Source organism: Streptomyces sp. NPDC031121 (assembly GCF_055570615.1).
The window spans coordinates 1-25,827 of sequence record NZ_JBVIGV010000005.1; the positions used below are offsets into that span (position 1 = coordinate 1).

Annotated in this window: 19 protein-coding genes, 2 tRNA genes, 1 rRNA gene and 1 pseudogene; 7 read left to right on the forward strand and 16 right to left on the reverse strand. The window is 74.4% G+C overall.

The genetic code is table 11. From position 1 onward, the window contains the following. Window positions 1-88, reverse strand: a 16S ribosomal RNA gene (locus ACZ462_RS10125); the annotation flags it as partial. A gap of 589 nt (window positions 89-677) precedes the next feature. After that, the gene (locus tag ACZ462_RS10130; RefSeq protein WP_467805814.1) at window positions 678-1,214 is read right to left on the reverse strand and encodes a MarR family winged helix-turn-helix transcriptional regulator; all 537 of its coding nucleotides are present in this window, start codon (window positions 1,212-1,214) and stop codon (window positions 678-680) included. A 124-nt stretch (window positions 1,215-1,338) separates the two neighbouring features. Here ACZ462_RS10130 and ACZ462_RS10135 point away from each other — a divergent pair, with 124 nt between their 5' ends. After that, window positions 1,339-2,619 (forward strand): MFS transporter, encoded by a 1,281-nt coding sequence (locus ACZ462_RS10135; protein ID WP_467805826.1) that lies wholly within the window; start codon window positions 1,339-1,341, stop codon window positions 2,617-2,619. 61 nt (window positions 2,620-2,680) lie between these two features. Here the strand turns inward: ACZ462_RS10135 and ACZ462_RS10140 are convergent, their stop codons facing one another. Next, window positions 2,681-4,471, reverse strand: a complete 1,791-nt coding sequence (locus ACZ462_RS10140; protein WP_467805825.1) for an ATP-binding SpoIIE family protein phosphatase — start codon at window positions 4,469-4,471, stop codon at window positions 2,681-2,683. 130 nt (window positions 4,472-4,601) lie between these two features. After that, entirely contained in the window at window positions 4,602-5,933 is a 1,332-nt protein-coding gene (locus ACZ462_RS10145; RefSeq protein WP_467805824.1) for an NAD(P)/FAD-dependent oxidoreductase, read from the reverse strand. A gap of 639 nt (window positions 5,934-6,572) precedes the next feature. Here ACZ462_RS10145 and ACZ462_RS10150 point away from each other — a divergent pair. Continuing rightward, entirely contained in the window at window positions 6,573-7,337 is a 765-nt protein-coding gene (locus tag ACZ462_RS10150; RefSeq protein WP_467805813.1) for a TetR/AcrR family transcriptional regulator, read from the forward strand. A 293-nt stretch (window positions 7,338-7,630) separates the two neighbouring features. Then, on the forward strand, window positions 7,631-9,670 hold the full coding sequence (locus ACZ462_RS10155; protein ID WP_467805812.1) for a sigma-70 family RNA polymerase sigma factor: 2,040 nt from the start codon (window positions 7,631-7,633) through the stop codon (window positions 9,668-9,670). 247 nt (window positions 9,671-9,917) lie between these two features. Here ACZ462_RS10155 and ACZ462_RS10160 read toward each other — a convergent pair whose 3' ends face one another. After that, window positions 9,918-12,134, reverse strand: a complete 2,217-nt coding sequence (locus tag ACZ462_RS10160; RefSeq protein WP_467805810.1) for an asparagine synthase-related protein — start codon at window positions 12,132-12,134, stop codon at window positions 9,918-9,920. A 650-nt stretch (window positions 12,135-12,784) separates the two neighbouring features. Here ACZ462_RS10160 and ACZ462_RS10165 point away from each other — a divergent pair. From ACZ462_RS10165 to ACZ462_RS10180, 4 genes are all read left to right on the forward strand, one after another. Then, entirely contained in the window at window positions 12,785-14,347 is a 1,563-nt protein-coding gene (locus ACZ462_RS10165) for a sporulation protein (RefSeq protein ID WP_467805809.1), read from the forward strand. A 49-nt stretch (window positions 14,348-14,396) separates the two neighbouring features. Next, window positions 14,397-15,635 (forward strand): L-2-hydroxyglutarate oxidase, encoded by a 1,239-nt coding sequence (gene lhgO, locus ACZ462_RS10170; RefSeq protein WP_467805808.1) that lies wholly within the window; start codon window positions 14,397-14,399, stop codon window positions 15,633-15,635. Between the two features lie 218 nt (window positions 15,636-15,853). Further along, window positions 15,854-16,603, forward strand: coding sequence for a tRNA (guanosine(46)-N7)-methyltransferase TrmB (gene trmB, locus ACZ462_RS10175; RefSeq protein WP_467805822.1), 750 nt, complete (start codon window positions 15,854-15,856; stop codon window positions 16,601-16,603). Window positions 16,604-16,643: 40 nt separating this feature from the next. Beyond that, window positions 16,644-17,981, forward strand: coding sequence for a PrsW family intramembrane metalloprotease (locus tag ACZ462_RS10180; RefSeq protein ID WP_467805807.1), 1,338 nt, complete (start codon window positions 16,644-16,646; stop codon window positions 17,979-17,981). Here the strand turns inward: ACZ462_RS10180 and ACZ462_RS10185 are convergent. The 11 genes and pseudogenes from ACZ462_RS10185 to ACZ462_RS10235 form a co-directional block, all read right to left on the reverse strand. Continuing rightward, a complete protein-coding gene (locus tag ACZ462_RS10185; RefSeq protein ID WP_467805806.1) occupies window positions 17,890-18,873 on the reverse strand; it encodes a M23 family metallopeptidase in 984 nt (327 codons plus the stop codon). The genes ACZ462_RS10180 and ACZ462_RS10185 overlap by 92 nt on opposite strands. A 370-nt stretch (window positions 18,874-19,243) precedes the next feature. Next, window positions 19,244-19,317 (reverse strand) — tRNA-Met (locus tag ACZ462_RS10190). Window positions 19,318-19,552: 235 nt separating this feature from the next. Beyond that, window positions 19,553-21,097 (reverse strand): flotillin family protein, encoded by a 1,545-nt coding sequence (locus ACZ462_RS10195; RefSeq protein ID WP_467805804.1) that lies wholly within the window; start codon window positions 21,095-21,097, stop codon window positions 19,553-19,555. A gap of 88 nt (window positions 21,098-21,185) precedes the next feature. Next, window positions 21,186-21,695, reverse strand: a complete 510-nt coding sequence (locus ACZ462_RS10200; protein WP_467805821.1) for a hypothetical protein — start codon at window positions 21,693-21,695, stop codon at window positions 21,186-21,188. Window positions 21,696-21,845: 150 nt separating this feature from the next. Next, complete coding sequence (locus ACZ462_RS10205; protein WP_467805803.1) at window positions 21,846-23,060, reverse strand: hypothetical protein; 1,215 nt, start codon at window positions 23,058-23,060, stop codon at window positions 21,846-21,848. Further along, window positions 23,057-24,133: a hypothetical protein gene (locus ACZ462_RS10210; protein ID WP_467805802.1), complete on the reverse strand. Its 1,077-nt coding sequence runs from the start codon at window positions 24,131-24,133 to the stop codon at window positions 23,057-23,059. The genes ACZ462_RS10205 and ACZ462_RS10210 overlap by 4 nt, the downstream gene beginning before the upstream one ends. Before the next feature lie 100 nt (window positions 24,134-24,233). Further along, the gene (locus ACZ462_RS10215) at window positions 24,234-24,476 is read right to left on the reverse strand and encodes a hypothetical protein (RefSeq protein ID WP_467805801.1); all 243 of its coding nucleotides are present in this window, start codon (window positions 24,474-24,476) and stop codon (window positions 24,234-24,236) included. A 2-nt stretch (window positions 24,477-24,478) separates the two neighbouring features. Next, on the reverse strand, window positions 24,479-24,793 hold the full coding sequence (locus tag ACZ462_RS10220) for a hypothetical protein (protein WP_467805800.1): 315 nt from the start codon (window positions 24,791-24,793) through the stop codon (window positions 24,479-24,481). Between the two features lie 25 nt (window positions 24,794-24,818). Then, window positions 24,819-24,971 (reverse strand): hypothetical protein, encoded by a 153-nt coding sequence (locus tag ACZ462_RS10225; RefSeq protein ID WP_467805799.1) that lies wholly within the window; start codon window positions 24,969-24,971, stop codon window positions 24,819-24,821. A gap of 360 nt (window positions 24,972-25,331) precedes the next feature. Then, window positions 25,332-25,404, reverse strand: a tRNA-Lys gene (locus ACZ462_RS10230). Between the two features lie 181 nt (window positions 25,405-25,585). Next, a pseudogene (locus ACZ462_RS10235) lies at window positions 25,586-25,827 on the reverse strand (DEAD/DEAH box helicase); the annotation flags it as partial.

Here is a 25,827-nt window from a genome sequence, read left to right on the forward strand (position 1 = left end):
CCCTCCCGAAGGAGGTTCATCGTTCGACTTGCATGTGTTAAGCACGCCGCCAGCGTTCGTCCTGAGCCAGGATCAAACTCTCCATGAATGTTTACTCGGCCAGTAAATTAATACAGCCGGTGCACACACACGTAGAGCGGGCCAGTCATGGTCGGAATATGACCGACTGACCACTGCGTCCTCGCTGTGTTTGTTGCCCCCAGGCGCCCACCGAAGCGGACCCTGAAGGTCTTTTCAAAGGAACCTCATCCACCGGAGTGGACGGGGTATCAACTTCTGGCGTTGATTTTTGGCACGCTGTTGAGTTCTCAAGGAACGGACGCTTCCTTTGTACTCACCCGCAGTAACACTTACTGGGGCTTTCCTCCGGGCTTTCGTTCTTCGTTTCCGACTCTATCAGATCCTTTCGGGCCTGACCCCCAGTCAGCGGGGTTTGTCTTCCGGGCTGTTGGGCCCTTCCGACTCCCAGAACTCTAGTGGATTTCCCGGTCGATTCCTAATCGGCCTTCGGGAAGTAATTCGGGCATGCCGAATTCACTCCCGGTGGGAGATCGTGCTGAGTTGGGTGCCGCAACGAGGCGGCGGATAGTTGCGCCCAAAACCTTTCGGCTCAGGGACAACCCGCAGAACTTTACGGACCCAGGGAGGTCGTGTCAACCCCCCTGGTGCGAGCCCTGTCAGTTGCGGGACTGGAGGTCTTCGACCCGGTCCAGCAGCCTTGTGAGCATGTCACCCAGGACTCCGCGCTCCTCGGTGGAGAGGTCCTGGAGGAGGTCCTCCTCGAAGATCGTGGCCGCGCGCATCGCGTCGAGCCACTTGCTGCGGCCCTCGTCGGTGAGCTCCACGATCACGCGCACCCTGTTCGACTCGTCCCGCTCCCGGGTGACGAGCCCCTCCGCCGTCATGCGGTCGATGCGGTGCGTCATCGCGGCCGGCGTGAGGCCGAGCTGCTTCGCGAGTTCGCTCGGGCCCATCCGGTAGGGGGCTCCGGAGATGACGAGGGCCTTCAGGACCTCCCACTCCGCGTTGCTGATGCCGAGGGCCGCGGTCTGGCGCCCGTACGCCACGTTCATGCGGCGGTTCAGTCGGCTCAGCGCCGACACGACCTTCTCCACCTGCGGATCGAGGTCTTGGAACTCGCGCTGGTAGACGGCGATCTGCTCGTCGAGGCTCGGCTCGGGGACGGGCTGGAGGCCGTCGGCGGTGTCACCCATGGTCCGAAGTATCGCACGAGCGCGTTGGCGTCTAACTCCTTCGATGTGTACTCTTAAGCGTCGAACTTTAGCTGTGAAGTCTTCAGACTTCAGTGATCTGGGCAGGTGAGAAGTGACCAAGGTGATGGGCGCCGCGATGCGGCGGATCCAGGCCGGCAACGCGCTGACGGCGTTCGGCATCGGCTTCACGGTTCCGTTCCTCTACATCTACGTGGCGCAGGTGCGGGAGCTCGGCTCCATGGCGGCGACCAGTGCGTTCGTCGCGTTCGCCGTCAGCGCCCTGGTCGCCCTGCCCTTCACCGGTCGCGTCATCGACCGCCGCGGCCCCGTCCCCGTCGTCATCGGCGCGGCCGTCGCCGCCTCCGCCGGGGCGCTGGCCCTCGGGCTCTCCGACGGGCTCGTGCCGATCCTGCTGTCCGCCCTGGCGCTGGGCGCCGGACAGGCCGTGATGCAGCCGGCGCTCGCCACGATGATCGTGTGGTGCTCCACCCCGGGGACGCGGACCCGGGCCTTCGCCCTCCAGTTCTTCATGCAGAACCTCGGCCTGGGCATCGGCGGCCTCATCGGCGGCCAGATCGTCGACGAGAGCCGCCCGGGCAGCTTCACCCTGCTGTTCGGCATCGAGGCCGTGATGTTCCTGGTCCTGGCCGGTGTCATCCTCACCGTGCGGATGCCGCACGCGCCCAGCATCAAGGACGCCGTGCCGAGGGACCCGTCGCAGGCCGGCGGCGGCTGGAAGCGGATGGTCCGGCACCGGGCGATGGCCAAGCTGCTCGTCCTCGGTTTCGTGATCTTCTTCGCCTGCTACGGGCAGTTCGAGTCGGGGCTCGCCGCCTTCGGCACAGAGGCGGCGCGGATCTCGCCGTCCACGCTGGGCCTCGCGCTGGCCGCCAACACCGGGGCGATCGTCGTCGCGCAGTTCGCCGTGCTGAAGCTGGTCGAGCGGCGCCGACGGTCCCGGGTGATCGCGCTGGTGGGTCTGATCTGGACCGCCGCATGGCTGATCGCCGGGTTCTCCGGGCTGGGTCACGGCGGTGCCGTGGCGGCCGCCGCCGCGTTCGTCACCACGTACGCGCTCTTCGGGATCGGCGAGGCGATGCTGTCCCCGACGCTCGCGCCGCTCGTCGCGGATCTGGCGCCGGAGGGTTCCGTCGGCCAGTACAACTCGGCCTTCGCCCTGGTCAAGCAGCTGGCGCTGGCGCTGGGGCCGCTGGGTGTACCGCTGGGTGCGGGTGCTCCGATGCTGTATGTCGCCGTGTTCGTCGCGGTCTCGCTGGGCATCGCGGTGCTGGCACTGCGGCTCGGCCGGGAGCTGGCGCCGGCGCAGGACCAGCCGTCGCTGCTGAAGGGCGCTCCGCGGGCCGTCACCGTGAAGGCCCCCGCTGCCGCGCCGGTGGCCGCGTAGGAAGCCGCACATGCGGGAAGGGCCCGGTCCGTTCGGACCGGGCCCGTTTCCGTTTCCCCGGTCAGCCGGCGGCCGGCTTGTCCGGGAGGGCGAACTCGCACCAGACGGCCTTACCGCCGCCCGGCGTGCGGCGGGAGCCCCAGGACGAGGCGACCGTCGCGATGATCGCGATGCCGCGGCCGGTCTCGTCGCCCGGTTCGGCGCGGCGGCGGCGCGGCAGGTGGTCGTCGCCGTCGGTGACCTCCACGATCAGGCGCCGGTCGGTGCGGCGCAGGCGCAGGCTCATCGGCGGCGTGCCGTGCTGGAGGGAGTTCGCGACGAGCTCGCTCGCCGCGAGGACGCCCAGGTCGCACAGTTCGACGGGGAAGCGCCAGGAGCTGAGGACACCCTGGGCGAAGGCGCGGGCGCGCGGGGCCGCCTCGACGCCGCCGAGGAGGTCGAGGGCGGCGTTGTGGAAGAGCTCGGCCTCCGGACCGGTGCGGTCCGGCTGCTGGAGGACCATCACGGCGACGTCGTCGTCGTGGTCGGCGTCCACGCCCAGGGCGCGCATCAGGCGGTCGCAGATGACGGACGGGCTGCCCTGCGCGCCGGCGAGGGCCCGCTCCAGGGCGGCGACGCCCTCGTCGATGTCCTCGCCTCGGCGCTCGACCAGGCCGTCGGTGTAGAGGACGGCCGTCGAGCCGGGGCCGAGGGCGATGGTGCCGGAGGCGTGGAGCCAGCCGCCGGTGCCGAGCGGCGGGCCGGTGGGCTCCGCGGCGCGGCGTACCGTCCCGTCGGCGTCGCGGACGAGGATCGGCAGGTGGCCGGCGGAGGCGTACGCGAGGAGGCCCTCGTTGGGGTCGTGGACGGCGTACACGCAGGTGGCGATCTGGCTGGCGTCGATCTCGGCGGCGAGGCCGTCGAGCAGCTGGAGCACCTCGTGCGGCGGCAGGTCGAGGCGGGCGTACGCGCGCACGGCCGTGCGGAGCTGGCCCATGACGGCGGCGGCGCGGACGCCGCGGCCCATCACGTCGCCGATGACCAGCGCGGTCCGCCCGGCACCGAGGGTGATCACGTCGTACCAGTCGCCGCCGACGGCCGCCTCGGTGCCGCCCGGGTGGTAGACGGCGGAGACGCGCAGGTCGTCGGGCTGCTCCAGTTCCTGCGGGAGCAGGGAGCGCTGGAGGGTGACGGCGGCCTCGCGCTGGCGGCTCTCGCTGGCGCGCAGGCGTTCCAGGGCTTCGGCGTGGTCGGTGACGTCGGCCAGGTGGATCATGACGCCGGAGCCGGGGTGGGCGGGCTGGTCGGCGTCCGGGCCGTGGGCCTCCTTCGGGAACTCGACGGGGGTGCAGGTGACGGTGTACGAGCTGCCGCCGCCCGGTGCGGAGCGGTTCTTGGCGGTGCGGGGGCGGCCGCTGCGCTGCACCTGGTCGAGGAGGGGGAGGAGGCCGAGCTCGCCCAGCTCGGGGAGGGCCTCGTGGGCGGGGGTGCCGGTGGGGCGGGGGCCGAAGCCGGCGGTGTAGGCGTCGTTGACGTAGGCGACGCGGTGCTCGGGGCCGTGGACGAGGGCGACGAGGGCCGGGAGGCGGCCGAGGACCTCGCGTACGGAGAGTTCGTCGAGGGACGGCACGGCGGGGACGGTGCCGGGCGCGCCCGGGCCGGCCGCGGCGGGACCCGCGCCGGGGCCGGTCCCGATGCCGGCGGCGGGGGGATCGGCGGGGCCGCCGTCCGCAGCGGCGGCGCGGCCGGCGGCGCCGCGGGCCGCCGGGACGGCTCCCTCGCCCCGCTTGGCCTGGGCGGCGGCGTGTTCGGACCGGGCGGCGGCGCGGCGCTGCGTTCCGGGAAACCGGGCGCTCCAGCGCGTGAAGTTCACTGCGTTCAAGCCTCGTGGTGTCGCGAGTGGTCGCTGTATCGCTGGGGTGAGTCGCTGGACGATGTCACTCTGTGCAGGTGTCAGCGCACCTATGGTCACACGTCCAGTGTGTCCGACGGCACTGACAGCGTCAGCTCGGGCTGTCCTTCGGGGGCTCCGGGTCGGGCGGCGGCGGGGGCGGGAGGTGGCCGCCGCCGGCGGCGAGTTCGAACTCTGCCCTGGGGTGTTCGAGTGATCCGAGGGAGACGATCTCGCGCGCGAAGAGGCCCGAGAGGGTCCACTCGGCGAGGACGCGCATCTTGCGGTTGAAGGTGGGGACGCGGCTGAGGTGGTAGATGCGGTGCATCAGCCAGGCCGGATACGCCTTCAGCTTGCGCCCGTAGATGTGGGCGACGCCGCGGTGGAAGCCGAGGGAGGCGACGGAGCCGGCGTAGCGGTGGGCGTATTCGGTGAGGACACCGCCGCGGAGGGAGGCGACGAGGTTGTCGGCGAGCACCTTGGCCTGGCGGACGGCGTGCTGGGCGTTGGGGGCGCACTCGTGGCCCGGTTCGGCGGCGGTGATGTCGGGGACGGCGGCGGCGTCGCCGGCGGCCCAGGCGTGCTCGACGCCCTCGACGGTGAGGAAGGCGGTGCAGCGGATGCGGCCGCGGTCGTTGAGGGGCAGGCCGGAAGCGGCCACGATCGGGTGCGGTTTGACGCCGGCGGTCCAGACGACGGTGCGGGTCGGGAAGCGGGAGCCGTCGCTGAGGACGGCCACGCGGTTCTCGCAGGACTCCAGGCGGGTGCCGAGGCGGACGTCGATGCCGCGGCGGCGCAGCTCGCGGACGGTGTAGACGCCCATCTGGGGGCCGACCTCGGGGAGGATGCGGTCGGTCGCCTCGACCAGCACCCACTTCATGTCCTCGGGCTTGACGTTGTGGTAGTAGCGGGCGGCGTAGCGGGCCATGTCCTCCAGCTCGCCGAGGGCCTCGACGCCGGCGTAGCCGCCGCCGACGAAGACGAAGGTCAGGGCGGCGTCGCGGAGGGCGGGATCGCGCGTGGAGGAGGCGATGTCCATCTGCTCGATGACGTGGTTGCGCAGCCCGATGGCCTCTTCGACGGTCTTGAAGCCGATGCCGTAATCGGCGAGGCCGGGGACGGGGAGGGTCCGGGAGATCGAACCGGGGGCGAGGACGAGCTCGTCGTACTCGATCTCCAGGGGGCCGCTGCCCTCCTCGGCGGTGGCGAGGGTGGTGAGGGTGGCCGTGCGCTTGGCGTGGTCGATGTGGTGGGCCTCGCCGCTGATGATGCGGCACTTGTCCAGGACTCGGCGCAGCGGCACGACGACGTGGCGGGGGGAGATGGAGCCGGCTGCCGCTTCGGGGAGGAAGGGCTGGTACGTCATGTACGGCTCGGGGGTGACCACTGTGACCTCGGCTTCGCCCGGCCTCAGCCTCTTCTGGAGCCGGAGGGCCGTGTACATGCCGACGTAGCCGCCGCCGATGACGAGGATGCGGGCCGGGGCGTCCTGCGGGCGGGGGGCGGGGGCCGGGGAGGGGGCGGGGGTGGGCGCCGCGGGTGTGGACGCGGTGGACCCGGCGGGGGCGGGCTCGGCCGGGGTGTCCGGGGGCGCCTCGGGGGGCGGGGCGGCGTCAGGGGGTGGTGCGGCGCCTGGGCGGTCGGGCGCGGCGGGGCCGGTGGACGCGGCGGGGCCGGTGGACGCGGCGGGCGTGGCGGGCGGAGTGCCGGGGGCCGTGCCTCGGGAGTGAGCAGCCTTCACCATCCCATGACGCAACGTGGCTGGGAGTTTGTCCACAGGCCAGGCAAATTGTGTGACCGGAGGGAGCAGTGGGTCGGGGGTCCCGGAGGGCACGAAAGGGGGAGGAGTTGTGCAGGTCAGGGGCTACGGAAAGGGTGGTTCCGGGGGCTTGGACCGGAAAAGTGGGGGGCGATGCTCCGATCGGGCGGCGCCCGGAGGGGGGCTGCCTCTTCTGAATTGACTCTGGCTCAACTATGTTCGTATCTCGTCGGGGAGTGAGACCGAGACCACTGACCGTGGTCTACCCCGACACGAAGGCGGGGATGTCTCCGGGGGGAGACAAGTGATCACCGGGGGATACATATGAACATTTCCGATTTCCATGGCTCTGCGGCCGCGCTGCAGGGCGAGACCAACAGCCGCGTCATCACCGGCGGCACCGCCGCGTCGGGCGTGCGCTCCACGCCGCTGCGCGTCGACGCCCAGCGCAACCTGGAGCACGTGCTCCGCGCCGCCCGCGAGGTGTTCGGCGAACTCGGCTACGGGGCCCCGATGGAAGACGTCGCGCGGCGCGCCCGCGTCGGCGTCGGCACGGTGTACCGGCGCTTCCCCAGCAAGGACGTGCTGGTTCGGCGCATAGCCGAGGAGGAGACCACCCGGCTGACCGAGCAGGCCCGGACGGCGCTCGGCCAGGAGGAGGAGCCCTGGCAGGCGCTCTCCCGCTTCCTGCGCACGTCCGTGGCCTCGGGCGCGGGGCGGCTGCTTCCGCCGCAGGTGCTGCGGGTGCGCTCCGCCGAGGACGAGGCCGAGGAGGCGCTGGAGGCGCGCGTCCCGCACCAGCGGCAGGCAGGCGCCGCGGGCTCTCCCGAGCTGCGCGTCGTGGGCGGCAGCGCCGCCGCCGACGAGCCGTCGCCGGACGCGGGTGCGGGTGCCCTGCTCGAGGTCGTCGGCCGGCTGGTCGACCGCGCGCGGGAGGCGGGCGAGCTGCGTGCCGACGTGACCGTGGCCGACGTGCTGCTGGTCATAGCCACGGCCGCGCCGGCCCTGCCCGACGCGGCGCAGCAGGCGGCGGCCTCCGCCCGGCTGCTCGACATCCTGCTCGAGGGGCTCCGCTCCCGCACCGCCTGACCGTGTGACGGGCGCGCCTGCCCGGAGTCCGGTGTGCCGGCGCTCCGGGCTGCGGGCGGGCGCGCCCGGGCCCCCGCGGGTTGGCCGGCGGAAACCGCTGCGGCAAGGGATGTGTGCGGTCGTCAGGGGCGGCCGCGGACGCATCCTCACTCGAACGGGTGAGAGGCGGTACGGCTCGCCGTGCGGACGCTGCACGGACGGGTGGATGGTTGCGCGAGTGGTCCGGCGCGCGCCCCCCGTGTGACAGGCTGGAACGGTGTACCGGTTGAGTCTGTCGTGCGGGAGCTTCCGCGATGAGCGTTGACGGTCGGGAAGAGCCGATCGGTGCGGCCGCCGGGGAAGCCGAGGCCGATGCATTGCCGGGGCAGGTACCGGCCCAGCGCGCGGCCCGGGGCAGGCATGCCGCACCCCGGGCGGGCAGTCCCGAACTCCCCCCCTCCGACGGCGATTTGATCGCCCGGATGCGCGCCGGCGACGACGGGGCGTACGAGGAGCTGTTCCGCCGGCACGCCGACTCCGTACGGCGCTACGCGCGGACCTGCTGCCGGGACGCGCACACGGCCGACGACCTGACCGCCGAGGTGTTCACGCGGACCCTCCAGGCGGTACGGGGCGGCGCGGGGCCGGACCAGGCGGTGCGGGCCTACCTGCTGACCACCGTGCGGCGCGTCGCCGCGGCCTGGGGGAAGACCGCCCGGCGCGAACACCTCGTCGACGACTTCGCGTTGTTCGCCGAGCAGGCGGCCGCAGGAGCGGAGCAGGGCGGCGGCGCGACCGGGCGGGCCGGGGACGACACCCTCGAACTCGGCGCGGACGTCAAGGCGATGCACGAGGCCGAGCGGTCGCTGGCAGTGCAGGCTTTCCGGAGCCTACCCGAGCGGTGGCAGGCCGTGCTGTGGCACACCACGGTCGAGGAGGCCTCGCCGAGCGCGGTCGCCCCGCTGTTCGGGCTGAGCCCCAACGCGACGGCCGTGCTGGCCGGCCGGGCCCGGGAGGGGCTCAAGCAGGCCTACCTCCAGGCGCATGTGAGCTCCGCGCTCAGCGCCGGCGGCGACTGCGCCCGGTACGCGGACCGGCTGGGCGCCTTCGCCCGCGGCGGGCTGCGGATGCGGGCCGAGCGGGGGCTGCGCAAGCACTTGGAGGAGTGCGCGCGGTGCCGGCTGGCCGCGGGTGAGCTGAGGGAGGTCAACGCGGGCATCCCGGCGCTCCTGCCGGTCGCGGTCATCGGTTGGTTCGCCGCCGGGTACTCCGCGAAGGCCGCCGGTGTGCTGGCCGGCGGTGCCGCCGCCGCGGGCGGAGCGGGCGCGGCCGCCGTCGCGTCGGGAGGGACTGCCGCCGGTGGGGCCGCCGCGTCCAGTGGGACCGCCGCGTCCGGTGGGGCCGCTGCCGGTGGGGCCGCTGCCGGTGGGGCCGCGGGTGCGGCGGGTGCCGCGGGCACGGCCGGGAGCGGGGCTGCTGCCGGCGGTGGTGCCGGGGGCCCCGGGGCCGGAGTGGGAAGTGCCGTGGTGTCGGAGGGCATCGGGCTGCCGGCCAAGGCCGGCCTGGCCGCCGGGATCGCGGTCGCCGCCGCTGCCGGGGTGGTGTTCGCCCTGGCCGGGGAGGATGCCGAGCCGGCGCCGCAGGCACATCCCGCGCCGCGGGCCGCCGCGCCCGCCGTGCCGGTGCCTCAGCGGCCGACCCCGTCCGCATCGGAGCCGCCGACCGCCGAGGCCCCCGTCCCGGCCCGGTCCGCGGGAACACCGCCCGTGTCGCCGTCGCCGACGCCGCCGTCCGCCGCGCCGAAGCCGCCGGCAAGGCCCACGCCCAGCCCGTCGGCTCCGCGGAGCCCGGCCCCGGCGCCATCCGCGTCCCCGACGCCGTCCTCGTCGCCCCGGCCGACACCGCCGCCCGAGCCGGCGCGGAACTACCAGTTGGCCTCGCTGCGGTACTCCTCGCTCGGCGACCACCGCGGGCCCGAACTGCGGGCCTGGCCCGGCAGCTGGGTGTGGCAGCGGTGGACGATCGGCATCGCGGACCGGCAGTACGGCCAGGGCCTCACCGTGAGCGCGCGTTCCTCGGTCGACATCGCGCTCAACCGGCAGTGCACGTCGTTCTCCGCCCGGGCCGGAGTGGACCGGCTGTCCCTGCTCTCCGACGGCAAGGTCCGCTTCTCGGTCTGGGCCGGCGACCGGCGCCTGTGGCAGTCGGCCCCCCTGGGCCGCACCGACCGGGCCGCCGCGGTCGAGGTACCGCTGACCGGGTACGAAACGATCCGCCTGGTGGTGGAGCCGCTCGGCAAGGGCCCCAGACCAACCCTCGCAAGCTGGGCCGACGCCGTCCTCACCTGCCGCTGACCGGCCGGAGGCACGGACGCGGCGTTGCGGGAGGGCGGGGGCGGGCGGTGGACGAGGGGGCGGCGTCGGGGGTGTGACGGCCGCGGTGCGGTTCGGCGGGAGCCGATCGGTCGGGGTCGGGTGTGTGGCTGGGGGTGTCCCCGGCAGTTGATGGTGTCCGGGGCGGGCCGGTCGGCTCCCGCCCGCACCCCGCCCCCGCGTCGCACCCCTGATCCCGGTCAGCCGGGCTTCCGCCGAGCCCCCGCCCTCAGGACAGTGCCGCCCGTGGCGTCGGGACGCCGTTCGGGACGGCCCTGCGGCGGGGCGTCGTCGTGCCCGTCCAGCAGGTGCCGCGGCGGGACAGGAGGCGGCCGAGCCAGAGTTCCATGGAGACGAGTTCGGCGAGGCCGTCGAGGGGGACGGGGTGGCCTTCGGCCGCGTCCAGGAGCGCCTGGCGGACGACGCGGGCCTCGATCAGGCCGGCGTCGGCCAGCAGGGGGGCGGTGAAGAGGGAGAGGAGGGTGGTGAGGGCCGCGCGGAGGCCGAGGCGGGTGGCCGTCTCGTTCGGGATGTGGGCGGGGGCGCCCCAGCCGGGCGGGAGTTCGCGGACCCCGGCCGAGGAGAGCACGCTGCGCAGGATGGCGGCGCGGGCCCCGGGCTGGACGCGCAGCGGGTCGGGCAGGGCGCGGGCGGCCCGTACGACCTGGTTGTCGAGGAACGGGGCGTGTAGGCGCTGGCTGCGGACCTCGACGGCCTGTTCGAAGACGCGGTGGTCGGCGGCGTGCCGGGTCAGGGCCGCGCGGGCGCGGCATTCGCCGGGCCGCAGGGACAGCGGGGGCCGGCCCGCCGCGGTGGCGAGGCGGATCGATACTTCCGCGAGTGCCTCCCCGGTCAGCCAGCCCGCGGCCGGGCCCGGCCGGGACCAGGTCAGGGCGGCGAGGGAGGCGTCGACCGGGCCGCCGGGCCCGGCGGGGCCGATGTCGCCGCCGCGCAGCCGGGCGGCGGCGGCCTCCATGCCGGTGCGGTACGGGGTGCGGGCCAGGCGGCGGGCGGCCGCGTACACGGCGAAGGGGACGGTCAGGGACTCCCCGGCGGCGGGTGCCGAGCGGGCGAGTGCGGCCATGGGGCGCAGGAGGTGGCGTCTGCGGCGGTCCATCAGGAGGTCGGCGAGGCGGGCGGGGTGGGCGTCGAGCACCTGGCGGGCGCCGTGGCCGACGAAGTGGTCGGCGGAGCCGGCGGCGAGGCGGCGCCGCTCGCGGGAGGCGTGGACGAGGGAGGGGCCGGGCTCGTCGGTGAGGGGCCCGTCGAGGTCGGCGTACGGGAGGGCTTCCTCGGCGGCGGCGACGACCACGTGCCGCAGGCGGGGGTCGGCGGCGATGGCGCGGGCGCGTTCGAGTTCGGCTTCGCGGCCGCTCGGGGTGGCCAGGTCGTTGAAAGTGACGGCGAGGAGCCGCTCGCCGGTGCGGCCGAGGAGGGCGCCCGGGGCGCCGGGCAGGCCTGCCGCGAGGAGGGCCAGGGTGGCGGAGGCGCTGCCTCCGGAGAGGTCGGCGCCGACGCCGGGCACGGGCGCGGGCATCCCGCGGGCGGCTCGCCGCTCGGCGGGGCCCATCCCGGGGACGGGCCCGGGGTCGTACGGCTGGATGTCGGGGGCGTGCCGCGGGGCCGTGAGCCGGGCGCGCACCGCGTCCACGAGTGCTTCGCGTACGCCCTCCACCGCGCGCTCGGCGTCGGCCTCGGGGGCGGCCACGGCGAGGGAGGCGACCGGCTCGTAGCCGGTGATCTCGCGGGAGCCCTCGCGCAGGATGAGGGCGTGGCCGGGCGGGATGCGGCGCACGCCTTCGTACGGGGTGCCGTCGCCGAGGGCTTCGGGGCTGTCGGGGCAGGCCAGGAGGGCGGCGAGGTGGCCGATGTCGAGCTGGGCCTCGATGAGGTCGGCGAGGGGGAGGGCGGCGGTGGCGTAGGCGGTGCCGCCGGCCCAGGGGGTGTAGAAGACGGGGCGGGCGCCGGCGAGGTCCCCGACGACGGTGATGCGGCGGCCGGCCTGGACGACGGCGGTGTAGCTGCCGGACCACTGGGTGAGGTGGCGCAGGGCTCCGCCGCGGGCGGCGGTGAGGGCGCGCCGCAGTTCGGCGTCGGTGGCGCCGCAGCAGCCGAGGACGGCGATGCGGGTGAAGGGGTCGGCGGGGTCGGCGGTGAGGGTGCGGATCTCGTCGGGGCGCCAGTCGCCGACGGCCCACAGCGGGTCGGGGTCGCCCCACAGGAGCTGTGCGCCGACGGGGACGACGGTGCGCTCGGCGTCGCGGCCGGCGGGGTCGTCGGCGCGGGCGGCGTCGGCGATGCCGCCGGTGACCGGGCCGTCGGGGCCGTATCCGTACGCGTACCCGGGCTCGTGGTCGCGGCCGCGGTGGTGGCGGCCGCCGGGGCCGACGCGGCCGGCCGTGCCGAAGCTCGCGGCGATACTGCTCCACCCCACCAACCAGCGCACCGCCGCCTCCCCAGCCCGTGGGCAATCGACCGGGGCGGCTGCGGCGCGGGCAGCGCGAGGGCGCGGCCGGCCGGACCCCGGGTGGCTCGGGTCCATGCTGCCACGAGAAGGGCGTGCGGGAGTGGCGCGGGAGGGCGCACGTGCGAACGAACACAGCGCGCCCCCGCGGTGTTTGGGCGTCCGCCGCCACCGGCCCGGAGGTCGGTTTCGGCCATTCTCAGGCCGTACTGAGTGCACCGCGCACAAGGGGGATGCGCGCGGCCGCGGCGGCGCGCGGGCGCGGTCCGGGAAGCGCGGCGCACCTCCCGGACCGTTCCGCCACCCGCGGGGATTGGGGCGGCGGCATCCCCCGGCCCGCCGGATCCACGCAGCGGGCCGACCCACGCACGGCACATCGAATCGCCGGGCCCGGCGACCGGCCAGAGCGCACGGGCGGGCGCACGGCCACACGGCCGGAGCACGCGGGCGGGCGCGCGCCGTCGGCGCCGGGCCGGGGCGGACTGTGCGGGCGGACAACAATCCCGCCATACGGAAGTCGAGGCCTTAACGCTTGGGAGGCGGGGAACTACGCTGGGTTTACGAAATGCCGGGCGCCTATGCCCCGGCGGCGTATGAGTTGAGTGCGTTCCGCGTGTGACGAGGGGTGGCGCATGTCCAGGGAGCTCCGCGAACCCAACGAGAAGCTCGGCGCCGTCCTCGCCCTCGCGGGCATCAGCAACGCCGGGCTGGCCAGGCGCGTCAACGACCTCGGCGCCCAGCGGGGCCTGACGCTCCGCTACGACAAGACCTCGGTGGCCCGGTGGGTGGCGAAGGGCATGGTGCCGCAGGGCGCGGCCCCGCACCTGATCGCGGCCGCGATCGGCGCGAAGCTGGGCCGACCGGTGCCGCTGCACGAGATCGGCCTGGCCGACGCCGACCCGGCGCCCGAGGTGGGCCTGGCCTTCCCCCGCGACGTGGGCGCGGCGGTGCGCTCGGCCACGGACCTCTACCGGCTCGACCTCGCCGGCCGCCGCGGCGGCGGCGGGATCTGGCAGTCGCTGGCCGGTTCCTTCTCGGTGTCGGCGTACGCGACGCCGGTTTCACGCTGGCTGATATCCCCCGCCGACAGCTCGGTGGCACGCGGACCCGCCCCGCACGGGCCCTCGGCCGGTTCCGCTCCGGCAGCTCCGGCCGCGCCGTCCACGGTTGTGCCCCCGCAGCCTTCCGGCGAAACCCCGCCCGCACCGCACGCCGCCGCCGCGCCCGGCGCACCGGCGGCGCCCCCGGCGGTCGTGGGCCTGGCCGACGCCTCGCCGCAGCGCGTGGGCCACAGCGACGTCAGCAAGCTCCGCGAGGCCGCCGAGGACGCCCGCCGCTGGGACTCCAAGTACGGCGGCGGCGACTGGCGCTCGTCGATGGTGCCCGAGTGCCTGCGCATGGACGCCGCCCCGCTGCTGCTCGGCTCGTACAGCGACGAGGTGGGCCGCGCCCTGTTCGGGGCGACGGCCGAGCTGACCCGGCTGGCCGGCTGGATGGCCTTCGACACCGGCCAGCAGGAGGCCGCCCAGCGCTACTACATCCAGGCGCTGCGCCTGGCGCGGGCCGCCGCCGACGTCCCGCTCGGCGGGTACGTGCTGGCGTCGATGTCCCTGCAGGCGACGTACCGGGACTTCCCCGACGAGGGAGTCGACCTGGCGCAGGCGGCCGTGGAGCGCAACCGCGGGCTGGCCACCGCGCGCACCATGAGCTTCTTCCGCCTGGTCGAGGCGCGGGCGCACGCGAAGGCGGGCGACTCGGCGGCGGCCGGGGCGGCGCTGCGGGCCGCGGAGGGCTGGCTGGAGCGGGCGCGCCCGGGCGACCCGGACCCGACGTGGCTGGGCTTCTACTCGTACGACCGGTTCGCGGCGGACGCGGCGGAGTGCTACCGGGACCTCAGGCTGCCCCGGCAGGTGCGCCGCTTCACCGAGCAGGCGCTGTCGCGGCCCACGGAGGAGTACGTGCGCTCGCACGGCCTGCGGCTGGTGGTGAGCGCGGTCGCGGAGCTGGAGTCGGGCAACCTCGACGCGGCGTGCGCCGCGGGGACGCGTGCGGTGGAGGTCGCGGGCCGGATCTCGTCGGCGCGCACGACCGAGTACGTACGGGACCTGCTCCAGCGGCTGGAGCCGTACGGGGACGAGCCGCGCGTCGCCGAGCTGCGCGAGCGGGCCCGGCCGCTGCTGGTGGCCCCCGCGTAGCCGCCCTGTCGGTGGCGGGGTGCAGTATGCAGGGGTGGGAGGTGGCGGCTTGGAGGACAGCGTGGGCGGCGGCGGCGCGGTGCGCGCCGGGGGCGCGGCCGACTGCGACGTGGTGGTGGTCGGCGGCGGGATCGTCGGGCTGTCGACGGCGTACGCGCTGTCGAGGCTGGCGCCGGGGACCCGGGTGGTGGTGCTGGAGAAGGAGCCGGGCCCGGCCCGGCACCAGACGGGCCGCAACAGCGGGGTCGTCCACAGCGGCATCTACTACCGGCCCGGCTCGCTGAAGGCGCGCTTCGCGGTGGGCGGCGCCGCGGAGATGGCGAAGTTCTGCGCGGAGCACGGCATTCCGCACGAGGTGACCGGCAAGCTGATCGTCGCGACGGACCGCGAGGAGCTGCCCCGGCTGCATGCGCTGGTGCAGCGCGGCCGGGAGAACGGCATCCCGGTGCGCGAGCTGGGGGCGGCGCAGATCGGCGAGTACGAGCCGGAGGTCCGCGGGGCGGCCGCGATCCACGTGGGGACGACCGGGATCGCGGACTACGGGCTGGTGGCGCGGCAGCTCGCCGAGTCCTCCGGGGCGGAGATCGTCTACGGGGGCGCCGTCGACCTGGTGTCGCGGCGGGCCGGCGGGGTCGCGGTGCGCACGACGGCCGGCGTCGTCGTGCGGGCCCGGGCGCTGGTGAACTGCGCGGGGCTGCACTGCGACCGGGTCGCCCGGCTGGCCGGGGACGACCCCGGCATGCGGATCATCCCCTTCCGCGGCGAGTACTACGACCTGGCGCGGCCCGAGCTGGTGCGCGGGCTGGTCTACCCGGTGCCGGATCCGGCGTTCCCGTTCCTCGGGGTGCACCTGACGCGGGGGATCGGCGGCGGGGTGCACGTCGGGCCGAACGCGGTGCCGGCGCTGGCCCGGGAGGGGTACGGCTGGGGCGTGGTGCGGCCGGGGGACCTCGCGGAGGAGCTGGCGTGGCCGGGTGCCTGGCGGATGGCGTGGCGGCACTGGCGGTACGGGGCGGGCGAGATCCGCCGTTCGCTGTCGAAGGCGGCGTTCACGGAGGCGGTGCGCCGGCTGCTGCCGGCGGTGACCGCCGAGGACCTGCGGCCGGCCGAGGCGGGGGTGCGGGCGCAGGCCGTCCTGCGGGACGGGACGCTCGTCGACGACTTCCTGATCCGGGAGGCGCCGCGGACGGTGCACGTGCTGAACGCGCCGTCGCCCGCGGCGACCGCGTCACTGCCGATCGGGCGCGAGATCGCCCGGCGCACCCTGGACGCCCTGGCCCGCGCCTGACCCGCGGCCTCCCCGGGCCGGACGGCTGAGCGGCGGCTGGCAGGGCGGCGGCCGGGCTGCGACGGCGGCGGCCGTGCCGCCGGGGAGGCCAAGGCCCCGGGCGCCGGGGCCGTCGGCGGGCGGGGTGCGGGGGCGGGCCGTAGAATTCCGGGATTGTGTCTGAGTCCCGTACCCCCCAGTCCGACGCCCCGGAAGCCGAGCCCGCGGCGAACTCCTACGTGCCGCCCAAGTGGCGCACCGAGCCGCGGTTCCCCGACGGCCCCGCACCCGACCCGGCGGGCTCGCACCACGAGCGGCGGATCCGCAGCTTCCAGCCGCGGCGCAGCCGGGTCACCACCGGGCAGGGCGAGGCCCTGAAGCGGCTCTGGGGCACCTGGGGCCTCGACATCGACGGGCGCGAGGTCCTCGACCTCGGCCGGATGTTCGGCGGGCTGCCCGTCGTGCTGGAGATCGGCTTCGGCATGGGGGAGGCGACGGCGCAGATGGCCGCGGCCGACCCGGACACCGGGATCCTCGCGGTCGACGTGCACACCCCCGGCCAGGGGAACCTCCTGGCCCTCGCCGAGCGCGGCGGCATGACGAACGTCCGCGTGGCGAACGGCGACGCGGTCATCCTGCTGCGCGAGATGCTGCCGCCGGCCTCCCTCGCGGGGATCCGCGTCTACTTCCCGGACCCGTGGCCGAAGGCCCGCCACCACAAGCGGCGGCTGATCCAGCCCGAGTTCCTGGACCTCGCGGCCACGCGGATGGCGCCGGGCGCGGTGCTGCACTGCGCGACCGACTGGGAGCCGTACGCCGAGCAGATGCTCGAAGTCCTCACCGCCCACCCGCTGTTCGAGAACACGCAGGAGGACGGCGGCTTCGCGCCGCGGCCCGACTTCCGGCCGCTGACCCGCTTCGAGGGGCAGGGCCTGGACAAGGGGCACGTCGTACACGACTTGCTGTTCCGCCGGGTGGAGAACGCCTGAGGTCACTCCCCGTGTCGGGGCGGCTCGCTAGAGTCATCGTGTGTCCCCGGCACTTCCCGGCCCCCGTGCCCGGGCGCAGGTCCGCCTGCGCCTTTGGGCGCGGGCGTGCGTGCTCGCCGTCCTCGCCGCCTCCGGCCTGGCGATCCTCGAACTCGTCCGCCAAGAGACCGGCACCGCCGGCTTCCTGGTGGGCCTCGGCCTGGCCGTGCTGCCGGTGGCGCCGCTCCTCGCGGCGTTCCGGTGGCTGGGCCGGGCGGCGCCCCGGCCGTGGGCCATGCTGCTGTTCTGCTTCGGCTGGGGTGCGTGCACCGCGGCGCTGATCGCCATACTGGCCAACGACTTCGCGACCGAGTGGATCGCGGAGGCGGCCGCGGACCCGTCCGACGCGGACCTGCTCGGCTCGGTGGCGATCGCCCCGGTGGTGGAGGAGAGCGCGAAGGCGGCCGCCCTTCTGGCGGTGTTCGCCTTCCGGGGACCGCAGTTCACGGGGCCGGCGGACGGGTTCACGGTGGCCGGGTTCACGGCCACCGGGTTCGCGTTCACGGAGAACGTCCTCTACCTGGGGAACGCGTTCACCGAGGACCGGGAGAGCTCGGTGGGCGTCCTGGACTCGGTGACGCTGGCGACGTTCTTCGTGCGGATCGTGCTGTCGCCGTTCGCGCACCCGCTGTTCACGGTCCTGACGGGGCTCGGGTTCGGCGCCGCGGCCGCGGTTCACGCCGGCCGGCGGCGGAGCCGGCCCGCGCGGTGCGGGCTGCCGCTGCTGGGGCTGGCCCTCGCGGTGGGTTTGCACGCCCTGTGGAACAGCTCGTCGCGGATGGGGGAGTACGGCTTCTACCGGGTGTACGGCTGCGTGATGGTGCCGCTGTTCGGGCTGCTGCTGTGGCTGGCGGTGCGGATGCGGCGGCGGAGGCTGCGGGAGGTGGCCGGGGAACTGGAGGTGTACGCGGCCGCGGGCTGGCTGGCTCCTGCGGAGGTGTCGGCGATGGCTTCGGTGCCCGCGCGGTCCCGGGCGAGGGAGCTGGCACGGCGCAGCGGCGGCCGTGCCGCGGGCCGGGCGGTGGCCCGGTACGAGGCGGACGCGGCCGCGCTGGCGCTGCTGCGGCGGCGGGCGCGGACGGGCCGGGCCGGGGATCCGGAGTTCGCGGGGCGGGAGGCGGAGCTGCTCCGCAGCCTGTGGCAGCGCCGGGCCACGGCCGGGCCGGCGCTGGCGCGGGCGGCGGTCCTGGAGGACCTGCTGCCGCCGCGGCGGCCGTTCCTGCCGGGGGCGCGCAGGCCCGGGCAGGCTACGGGTTCAGACCCTTGGAGCGGAGCCACGCCAGCGGGTCCGTCGCCGATCCGCCGGTGCGGACCTCCAGGTGGAGGTGGGGGCCGGTGACGTTGCCGGTGGCGCCGACGCGGCCGATGGTGTCGCCGGCGCCGACCTGGCCGGAGGTGACCGACATCGAGGACAGGTGGCAGTACCAGATCTCGGTGCCGTCGGGGAGCTGGAGGACGATGCGGTAGCCGTAGGCGCCCGACCAGCCGGCCGAGATGATCTTCCCTCCGGCGACGGCCTTGACGGGGGTGCCGGTCGGGGCGGCGAAATCGAGGCCGGTGTGCTGGCCGGAGGACCACATGGCGCCGGAGGCGCCGTAGTACGAGGTGATGGTGTAGGAGGAGGTCGGCAGGGAGTAGCTCCCCGCGGCCTTGGCGATCCGCTCCTCCTCGGCCTTCGCGGCGGCGGCTTCCGCGGCCGCCTTCTCCGCGGCGGCGCGGGTCTCCTCGGCGGCCTTCTCCGCGGCTTCCCGTGCGGCCCTGGCCTCGGCGGCGGCGGCATCCTGCGCGGCCCGGGCGGCTTCGGCGCGGACCTGGGAGGCGGCGGCGTCGGTCTGGTGCTCGGCCTGCTGGAGGATCCGCGTGCGCAGGATCTCGCCGGCGTCGGGCGCCTCGGCCTGCTGCGCGAGGATGCCGGTCCGCGCGCCGCTGCCGCTCTCGGAGCCGGCGTCCGGGCCGGTGTCGTCGTCGGACGGGCCCGTCAGGGAGGGGATGGATATGGGGACTTGGGGCCGGTCCTGCGCGGTGGCGATGCCGCCGGCGCCGACGGCGGCGATGATGCCGACGCCGAGGACGGTGGAGCTGCGGGCCAGTGTCCCGCCCTGCTTGGCGACGCGGTGCTTGCCGCGGACGGGGCGGACGGAGTCCTCGGTGGGGTTCCACTCGCCCCAGGCGCCGGGGGACGGCGGTTCCTGGATCTCGACGCCGTCGGGCGCAGGCACGTTGGAGGCCACCGGGGCACACTCCTCAGGGGGGACAGTCGAACGCACACGGCGCCGCCTCTTGCGACGGCTGGGACGACCGCACTGCGTTATCGAACGGTAATAGACGCAGGGGAATGATTCCAAGCCGCTGCGCTTGATCATTCCGGCCAAGGGGTCGCGGGGTGGCCGCTTTTGCGGCAGCCAAAACGGGCATCCGGTGCTCAAATCGGACGTACGGCCCGCGATTTGCGCATCTCTTCAGCCATACACGCCCCTTGACGCACCCTCATCAAACTTGCAGTGCGCGGCCGTTTCCTCACGCACCGTCACGGCAGACCCTCGGGCCGGGAGGGAAACGACGAAGGCCCGGCTTCCATCGGAAGCCGGGCCTCGTACTGAGTAGCGGGGACAGGATTTGAACCTGCGACCTCTGGGTTATGAGCCCAGCGAGCTACCGAGCTGCTCCACCCCGCGTCGGTAGACACAACCCTACGCCATCGGAGCGGGAGCCTGCGCACATTTGTCGTCCGCGGGGCCCCTCCACCCCCCTCCGGCAGGGCATAAGCCCAGGTCAGAGCCGTGTTGAAGGAATCGAAGACGGTGGCGGAAACGCCGGCCGCCGCCCTGCGCGACCCGGGCTGGTCCTGAACACCCGAAGCGCCCCACCCGGCCGAGGCCGCGCGGGGCGCCAAGGCGGTGCTCGTGAGCGCTACCCGGTTATCTCGATCTTCCCGTCGATTGCGGCAGGTTCTGACGCCGCGGGCCGGCCGGGCTCGGGCGCGGCCGGCTTCGGGGTGGTGAGGCCCTTGAGGAGCTCGGCCAGATCGACGCCCGTGGTGGAGCCGAGGAGTTCCATCCCCTGGGCGACGTTGTCGGCGACGGTACGGGAGAGCTTGCCGGCGCCGTCGGTGGAGATGACGGTCATCTTGTCGATGGCGGACAGCGGTTCGGCGGCCTTGCCCACGACCTGCGGCAGCGCCTCGACCAGCATCTGGATGACCGCCGCGTCGCCGTAGTTCTCGAAGGCATCGGCCTTCTTCTGCATGGCCTCGGCCTCGGCGGCGCCCTTGGCGGCGATGGCGGCCGCCTCCGCGTCGCCTTCGAGGCGTACCGCTTCCGCGATCGCGGCGCGCCGGGCCCGTTCGGCTTCGCCTCGCTTGGCGCCCTCGATGGCCTCCGCCTCGGCCAGGGCGGAGCGGCGCTGCTTCTCGCCCTCACCGGTGAGGCGGGCGCGCTCGGCCTCGGCCTGGGCCGCGGCGATGGCCGCGAGGCGTTCGGCCTCGGCCTGCTTGACGCGGGCCACCCGCTTGGCCTCCGCCTCCTGTTCGGCCTCGTAGCGGCGGGCATCCGCGGGCTTGCGCACCTCGGTGTCGAGCTGCCGGTCCGTCAGGGCGGCCTGGCGCTCCGCCACCTTCTCCTGCTCGGCCAGGATCTGCTGCTGGCGGTCGGCCTCGGCCAGCGGGCCGGCCGCGTTGGCCTGGGCCGCGGCGGCGTCGGTCTCGGCCTTGATCTCGGCCTGGCGCAGGTACAGGGTCCGCTCGGCGACGGCGATCTCCTCCTCGGCCTTCAGGCGGGCCTGCTCGGCCACCCGGCGGGAGTTGGCCTCGGCGATGTCCGCCTCCTGCTTCGCGCGGGCGGCTTCGGGACGGCCGAGGTCTTCGAGGTAGGAACCCTCGGTGGTGATGTCCTGGATCTGGAACGCGTCGAGGACCAGGCCCTGACCGGACAGGCTGGCCTCGGCCTCCTCGGCGACCTGGCCGGCGAACGCGGCGCGGTCGCGGATGATGTCCTCCACCGACATCCGGCCGACGATGGCGCGCAGGGCCCCGGACAGCACTTCCTGGGTGAAGCCGACGATCCCGTCCTGCTGCTGCAGGAAGCGCTGCGCGGCGGCGCGGATGGCGTCGTCGGTGCCGCCGACCTTGACGATCGCGACACCCTCCAGGTTGGCCTTGATACCGCGCAGGGTGACCGCGCCGCGGACGGCGACCGGGATGTGCCGGCTGGACAGGTCGAGGCTGTACCGCTGCTGGACGAAGGGGACGACGAACACGCCGCCGCCGACCACGACCTTCTGGCCGCTGTTGTCGGTCGAGATGCGTCCCGTCTCCGGGTCGGTGGACCTCTTCCCGCGCCGGCCGGTGATGATGAAGGCCTCGCTGGGGCCTGCGACCTTGTAGCGGGTGACGACGACCAGGGCGAGCAGGACGAGGAGTACGACGACTCCCACGACCGCGGTGACGACTGGGCTCATGAGGGACCCCCTCCTGCCCCCGAAGCGGCAGATCGATGGTGGATGGGCGGACGGATGCCGTCAGCCGGTCTGCGGGATGTTCTGTCGGTCAGTGCTGCACGTCGCGAACGGCGACGGACGTCGCAGAGAGGATCGCGGTGACCCACACGTCGGTGCCGCGCGCCAGTGGAACGTCGGCCCTGGCCGTGTACTTCACCGTCTGGCCGGCCAGCCGCAGCAGGACCTCGCCGTATCCGTCCGCGGGAATGGCGGTCACGACGCTGCCAGAGGACCCGATGAGCTCCTCGCCGCGGGGGGCGTCCCCACCGCGGTCCCGCATCAGCGCTCGGCTCAGCCGCCACACGACCCAGCCGGCGCCCGCCCCGGCGACGGCTCCGCAGGCAGCGGCCGGCCCCGGCCCGAGTCCCGTGGACCCGAGCACGATCGCCCCCGTGAAACCGAGCATCGAGACGAAGCCCGCGACCACCGGAAGCGACAGCCATCCGTCGAACAGGCCGCCGAAAGCACCGTCGAAGAGACCCTCCAGAACACCGTCGAACACCAGTGAGGCAGCCAGCAGCACGAGGCCGGCAATGCCGAGACCCAGAAACAAGCCCATTGCGCGCCTCCTGGCCGACTGTGCGATATCGACGGACGACGCGATCGTCGCACTCGTGTCGGATTTTTTCATTGCCTGCCACCGGCAATCTTTATGCAGTTTTGACGCAGGGCCCGACGCGGTGTCCGCTGCCGTCGGGCCCGCCGGCCCTCAGGGCTGCGGCATCGTCACCTTCTCGGTGCCGCAGCCGATGCGCTGGGATTCCGCCTCGATGTAGGCGGGCAGCAGCGTGCGCAGGAACGCGGAGTCGGTCTTCCCCATCCTGTCCTTCTGCTCCAGCATGAAGATCACGGGCCCGGTCTGGCAGAGCGCGCGGTACACGGCCCGGGTCGCGTGGAACGATCCTTGTCCGTCGGGGCCCACGAAGGACGTGCCTCCCTCGAGGACGTCCTGGGAGAAGACGGCCGTCAGAGTCGGGTCCACGACGGTCGTCAGCCGTACCGAGGCCTTGGGGTAGTCGCGGGCAGACTCGCAGATCCGGGCGGGGGTGCCGTCTCCGCTGATCCGGACGCGCGCCAGGCTCTCGCGGTACTCCGCGGGGAGGGTGAGGCCCTTGATGCCGCAGAAGGCCTCCGGCTGCGCGTTCTGCCAGGTGATGACGTCCTTCGGCAGGTCGGGCGGCGGGTAGACCCCGGAGCAGCCGAAATCGCGTATGACGCCGTTGGCCGCGTCCACCACTGCACGTGCCAGCCCGGCCCGGTCCCGCCGGGTGTACGCGGTGTCGACCTCGAGGTCCGCCGGGCCCATGCCGACGTCGACGACGACCGGGCCCTCGAAGTCGCCGGGTCTGCCGGTGCACGACTGGGGAAGCGGCAGCCAGGCGCGGGACGAGGACGCCATGCCGGGCAGTCCCTCCCCCAGGGCCACCATGCCGGCGGCGAGGAACTCCTCGGGCCACTGCCGCGCGTCGCTTCCGGACAGCCCGTCCAGCCTGTGCACCCGTACGGTCAGCTGCCGGCTGACCCGGTCGCCCTTGTAACCGGTGATGCGGCACTGGCCGTAGGTCAAGCCGCGGCCGTTCGGGTCGGGTTGCAGCCTCTGCTCCTCGACCTCCGTCCGGCGCTCCCCGAAGAGGGCGGACATCGTCGAGTCGCTCAGGGAGTCCCAGCAGGGTGCGGGGCGGAGCAGCGGCAGGGTGTCGGTCTGCCAGGCCACCGTGCCGGCCCCGAGGAGGGCGCCGGCGAGGGCGCCCGCGACCGTGGCGCGCGCGGTCCGGCTCCGCAGCAGCCGCCGCACCCGTGAGGGCCGGGCGGGGGCCGGCTCGGGAAGCTGATCCGGGCCGCTTGCCACCGCCGGGGGCATGCCGTCCTCGTCGCTCGCCACGGAGTTCCCCTCCTCTTCCGGTCGGTTTTCGTCGGCGCTCACGCGTTCTCCCCTGCCTTGCATCCGATGCGTTCGCTGACGGACTTCACGAAGTTCGCGAACACCTGCCGCTCGTCGGGCCGGCTCAGGGCCTTGAGTGCGGGCTCGACGTTCCCGTAGAAGACCGTCGTCCGCCCGTCACAGGTGGCCCGTACGAGGCCTTGGCCGGCGCCGTCGGGAAGGCCGTCGAACAGGGCCGCCATGCGCGGCCCGGCCGCCATCACGAACTGCGCGGCCGGCTCGTCGGGCACCCCGCGTGCGCGCCGCACGGCGGAGCACGTCTGGAGACCGTCGGCGACCACGCCCACCCGCTGCTCGTGGACGCGGTCCTTCCCGAATTCGAAGGTCACCCCCGGAATCCGGCACAGAGGGCTGCCGGCCCTGTCCTCCTTCTCGGCAGTGACCGCGATCGGTGACGTCGAGCGCAGCGGCCTGCCGGGGCTGCAACCGGCCTCCGCCATGGTGGCGTTGGCCGCGTCCAGCAGCATGCGGGCCACGTCCATGCGGTTTCCGATGGCGAAGGGCATGGCCTTCTTTCCCAGATGGCCGTCACCCCAGCTCTCACTGCGGATCGTGACCACCGTCGGCCTGCCGGACACGTCACAGGAATCGGGGAGCACGAGCACGGCCCGATCGCCGGCGACCATCCCGTCCAGTCCGTCGGGCAGCGGCGAGGCCGACCCGTCGAAGAAGTGGGCTATCCACGCACGGTGCTCCGCGGGGGCGGCCGGGACGGGACCGTACGCGAGGGTCACGCGCTTGTCGAAGGTGAGCGGGTCGTCGGAGTCGTCGTCGGGAACCGACGAGGCGATGGTGACCGTGCAGGTGGCGTTCGGCCTGGCGGCCGAGGGCGGAGCCGACTCCTTGGCTCGCCGCTCGGAGCCGGACTTGCCGAGCGCCTTGTCGCCGAGGAACCTCGGACCGCTGTCCTCCTGCCAGGCCCCCCAGCAGTAGCGCGCCTTGAAGGGCCAACTGCCGGTCTCGGCGGCTCCGTAGAGGCCCGCTCCCGAAGCGAGTACCGCCGCACCCGCCGCGACGGCGAGCGTCCTCCTTCGTCGCCGGTTAGCGACGCCCATGTCATTCCCCCTTGTGAGTGGCGTGGATCAGCGCAAACGCGCCGGTGGTGGTTCGATGCGGCAGGGCCGCCGGAGGCGTCGCCCTTCGGTACGTGCGGCCTCAGCGGAGGCGGGTGCCGCGGCTGTCGCCCTGGCGGCGCGCCGTCCACCGCCGCCGTACCCAGTCGCCGGCCTCTCCCACCGCGGTCAGCAGAGCCGCCGAGGCCGCGCACGCAGGGAGGCCCGCGGGGCGCCCCAAGCCCCTGCCCAGCAGCCAGAGGGCGAGGGCGAGGGCCGCCCACCAGGTGAGGACGGACGCGCACGCGCGCAGTCCGCGGTGGCGCGGGACGGGAGAGGGACACATCGTCAGGCGTTCCGCGCGGGCTCGGGCGGGCGGTGACGGGGCCGGCGGGAGGCGAAGCCGAGTACGAGGGCGCCGGCGACGCCCAGTGCACCACCGATGGCCGTGCACATCAGCGTCGTGTCCGGCGAGGCACCCGCCAGGCGCGGAATCGCGTTGACCGGGGCGGTGGAGTAGATGAGCAGGACGCCCAGGCCGCGCGGCCGTACCGGTGCGAGCCTGCCGCGCAGGGGCCGGGGTACCCGGTCGGAGGCCATGGCCAGACCTGCGGGCAGCAGGGTGACGGAGAACAGGGCGAGGCCGATCCACTGCCACTTCATGGGAGATGTGCCTTCCGGATCGCGTTCAGCCGCGTCGGACGCGGTCGGAGGCGGCCAGGGCGAGGCCGGTGATGGTGAGGGCCGCCCCGGTGACCAGCAGGGGGAGGCCGGGTCCGGGAAGCACGTAGCAGACGGCTCCGGCCAGGAGGGCGGGCGTCCCGAGAGCGATCAGGATCATGCCAATCCGTCGTTCGGGCAGCGGTCTGAAGCTGGAGGTCATCGCGGGGCGCCTTCTGGATCTCGGTGGGTCGCGGGCACACGGCCCCTGGGACGCCGACCAGACTTCCCGGCACACCATGCGCCGGATCTTGGCGCGTTCCCTCCACGCTATCGGCGGCGGCCTGCCTTGACCAGGGCCGTGCCATGTAGGCAGCCCGCGAGAACGTTGCCGGATACCGGCAACGCCCATGCCGTCGGCGGCCAGGACGTGACGGGCCGTCCGTTCACCCACGGGCCCGGAAACGACTCGGCGCCCCACATGGCCGAGGCCAGGCGGGGCGCCGAGTTCCCGACAGGGGGTCTCCCTCCCTGTGAGCTGTAGGCCATGTCGGACTCGAACCGACAACCAACGGATTAAAAGTCCGCTGCTCTGCCAATTGAGCTAATGGCCCTCACTGCCCACCCCAGAGCATAGCCGGACCGCGCCCCTCAGCCGATCGGGTATCGGTCGACCGGCCCCGTCGGATGGGGCAAGAGCAGCCCGGCGGGGGGTTCTTGGCGTGTCCCGGGACGCGGACAGGGCCCCCGCGGCGGTGCCGTGGGGGCCCTGTCGGGCGTTCTCAGTGCCGGGGATCAGCCGTTGCGCTTCCAGCGCGGCTTGTCGTCGCGGCGGCCGCCGAAGGAGCCGGACGGGCGGTTGTCGTCGCGGCGGCCGTACGGGCGGTCGCCGCCGCCGGAGCGGAAGCCGCCGGAGGGGCGGTCGTCCCGGCGGAAGCCACCGCGGTCGTCGCGGCGGTCACCGCGGTCGTCCCGGCGGAACCCGCCACGGTCCCCACCGCGGTCGTCGCGGTTGAAGGACGGGCGGTCGTCACGGC

Coding starts and splice junctions, on each gene's coding strand:
- ACZ462_RS10145 (WP_467805824.1), bottom strand. CDS start 5,933: ATGTACACGGCCCTCCGGCTCCAGAAGAGGCTGAGGCCGGGCGAAGCC.
- ACZ462_RS10215 (WP_467805801.1), bottom strand. CDS start 24,476: ATGTGTCCCTCTCCCGTCCCGCGCCACCGCGGACTGCGCGCGTGCGCG.
- ACZ462_RS10225 (WP_467805799.1), bottom strand. CDS start 24,971: ATGATCCTGATCGCTCTCGGGACGCCCGCCCTCCTGGCCGGAGCCGTC.
- ACZ462_RS10135 (WP_467805826.1), top strand. CDS start 1,339: ATGGGCGCCGCGATGCGGCGGATCCAGGCCGGCAACGCGCTGACGGCG.
- ACZ462_RS10195 (WP_467805804.1), bottom strand. CDS start 21,097: ATGAGCCCAGTCGTCACCGCGGTCGTGGGAGTCGTCGTACTCCTCGTC.
- ACZ462_RS10220 (WP_467805800.1), bottom strand. CDS start 24,793: ATGAAGTGGCAGTGGATCGGCCTCGCCCTGTTCTCCGTCACCCTGCTG.
- ACZ462_RS10200 (WP_467805821.1), bottom strand. CDS start 21,695: ATGGGCTTGTTTCTGGGTCTCGGCATTGCCGGCCTCGTGCTGCTGGCT.
- ACZ462_RS10165 (WP_467805809.1), top strand. CDS start 12,785: ATGTCCAGGGAGCTCCGCGAACCCAACGAGAAGCTCGGCGCCGTCCTC.
- ACZ462_RS10155 (WP_467805812.1), top strand. CDS start 7,631: ATGAGCGTTGACGGTCGGGAAGAGCCGATCGGTGCGGCCGCCGGGGAA.
- ACZ462_RS10150 (WP_467805813.1), top strand. CDS start 6,573: ATGAACATTTCCGATTTCCATGGCTCTGCGGCCGCGCTGCAGGGCGAG.
- ACZ462_RS10210 (WP_467805802.1), bottom strand. CDS start 24,133: ATGGGCGTCGCTAACCGGCGACGAAGGAGGACGCTCGCCGTCGCGGCG.
- ACZ462_RS10130 (WP_467805814.1), bottom strand. CDS start 1,214: ATGGGTGACACCGCCGACGGCCTCCAGCCCGTCCCCGAGCCGAGCCTC.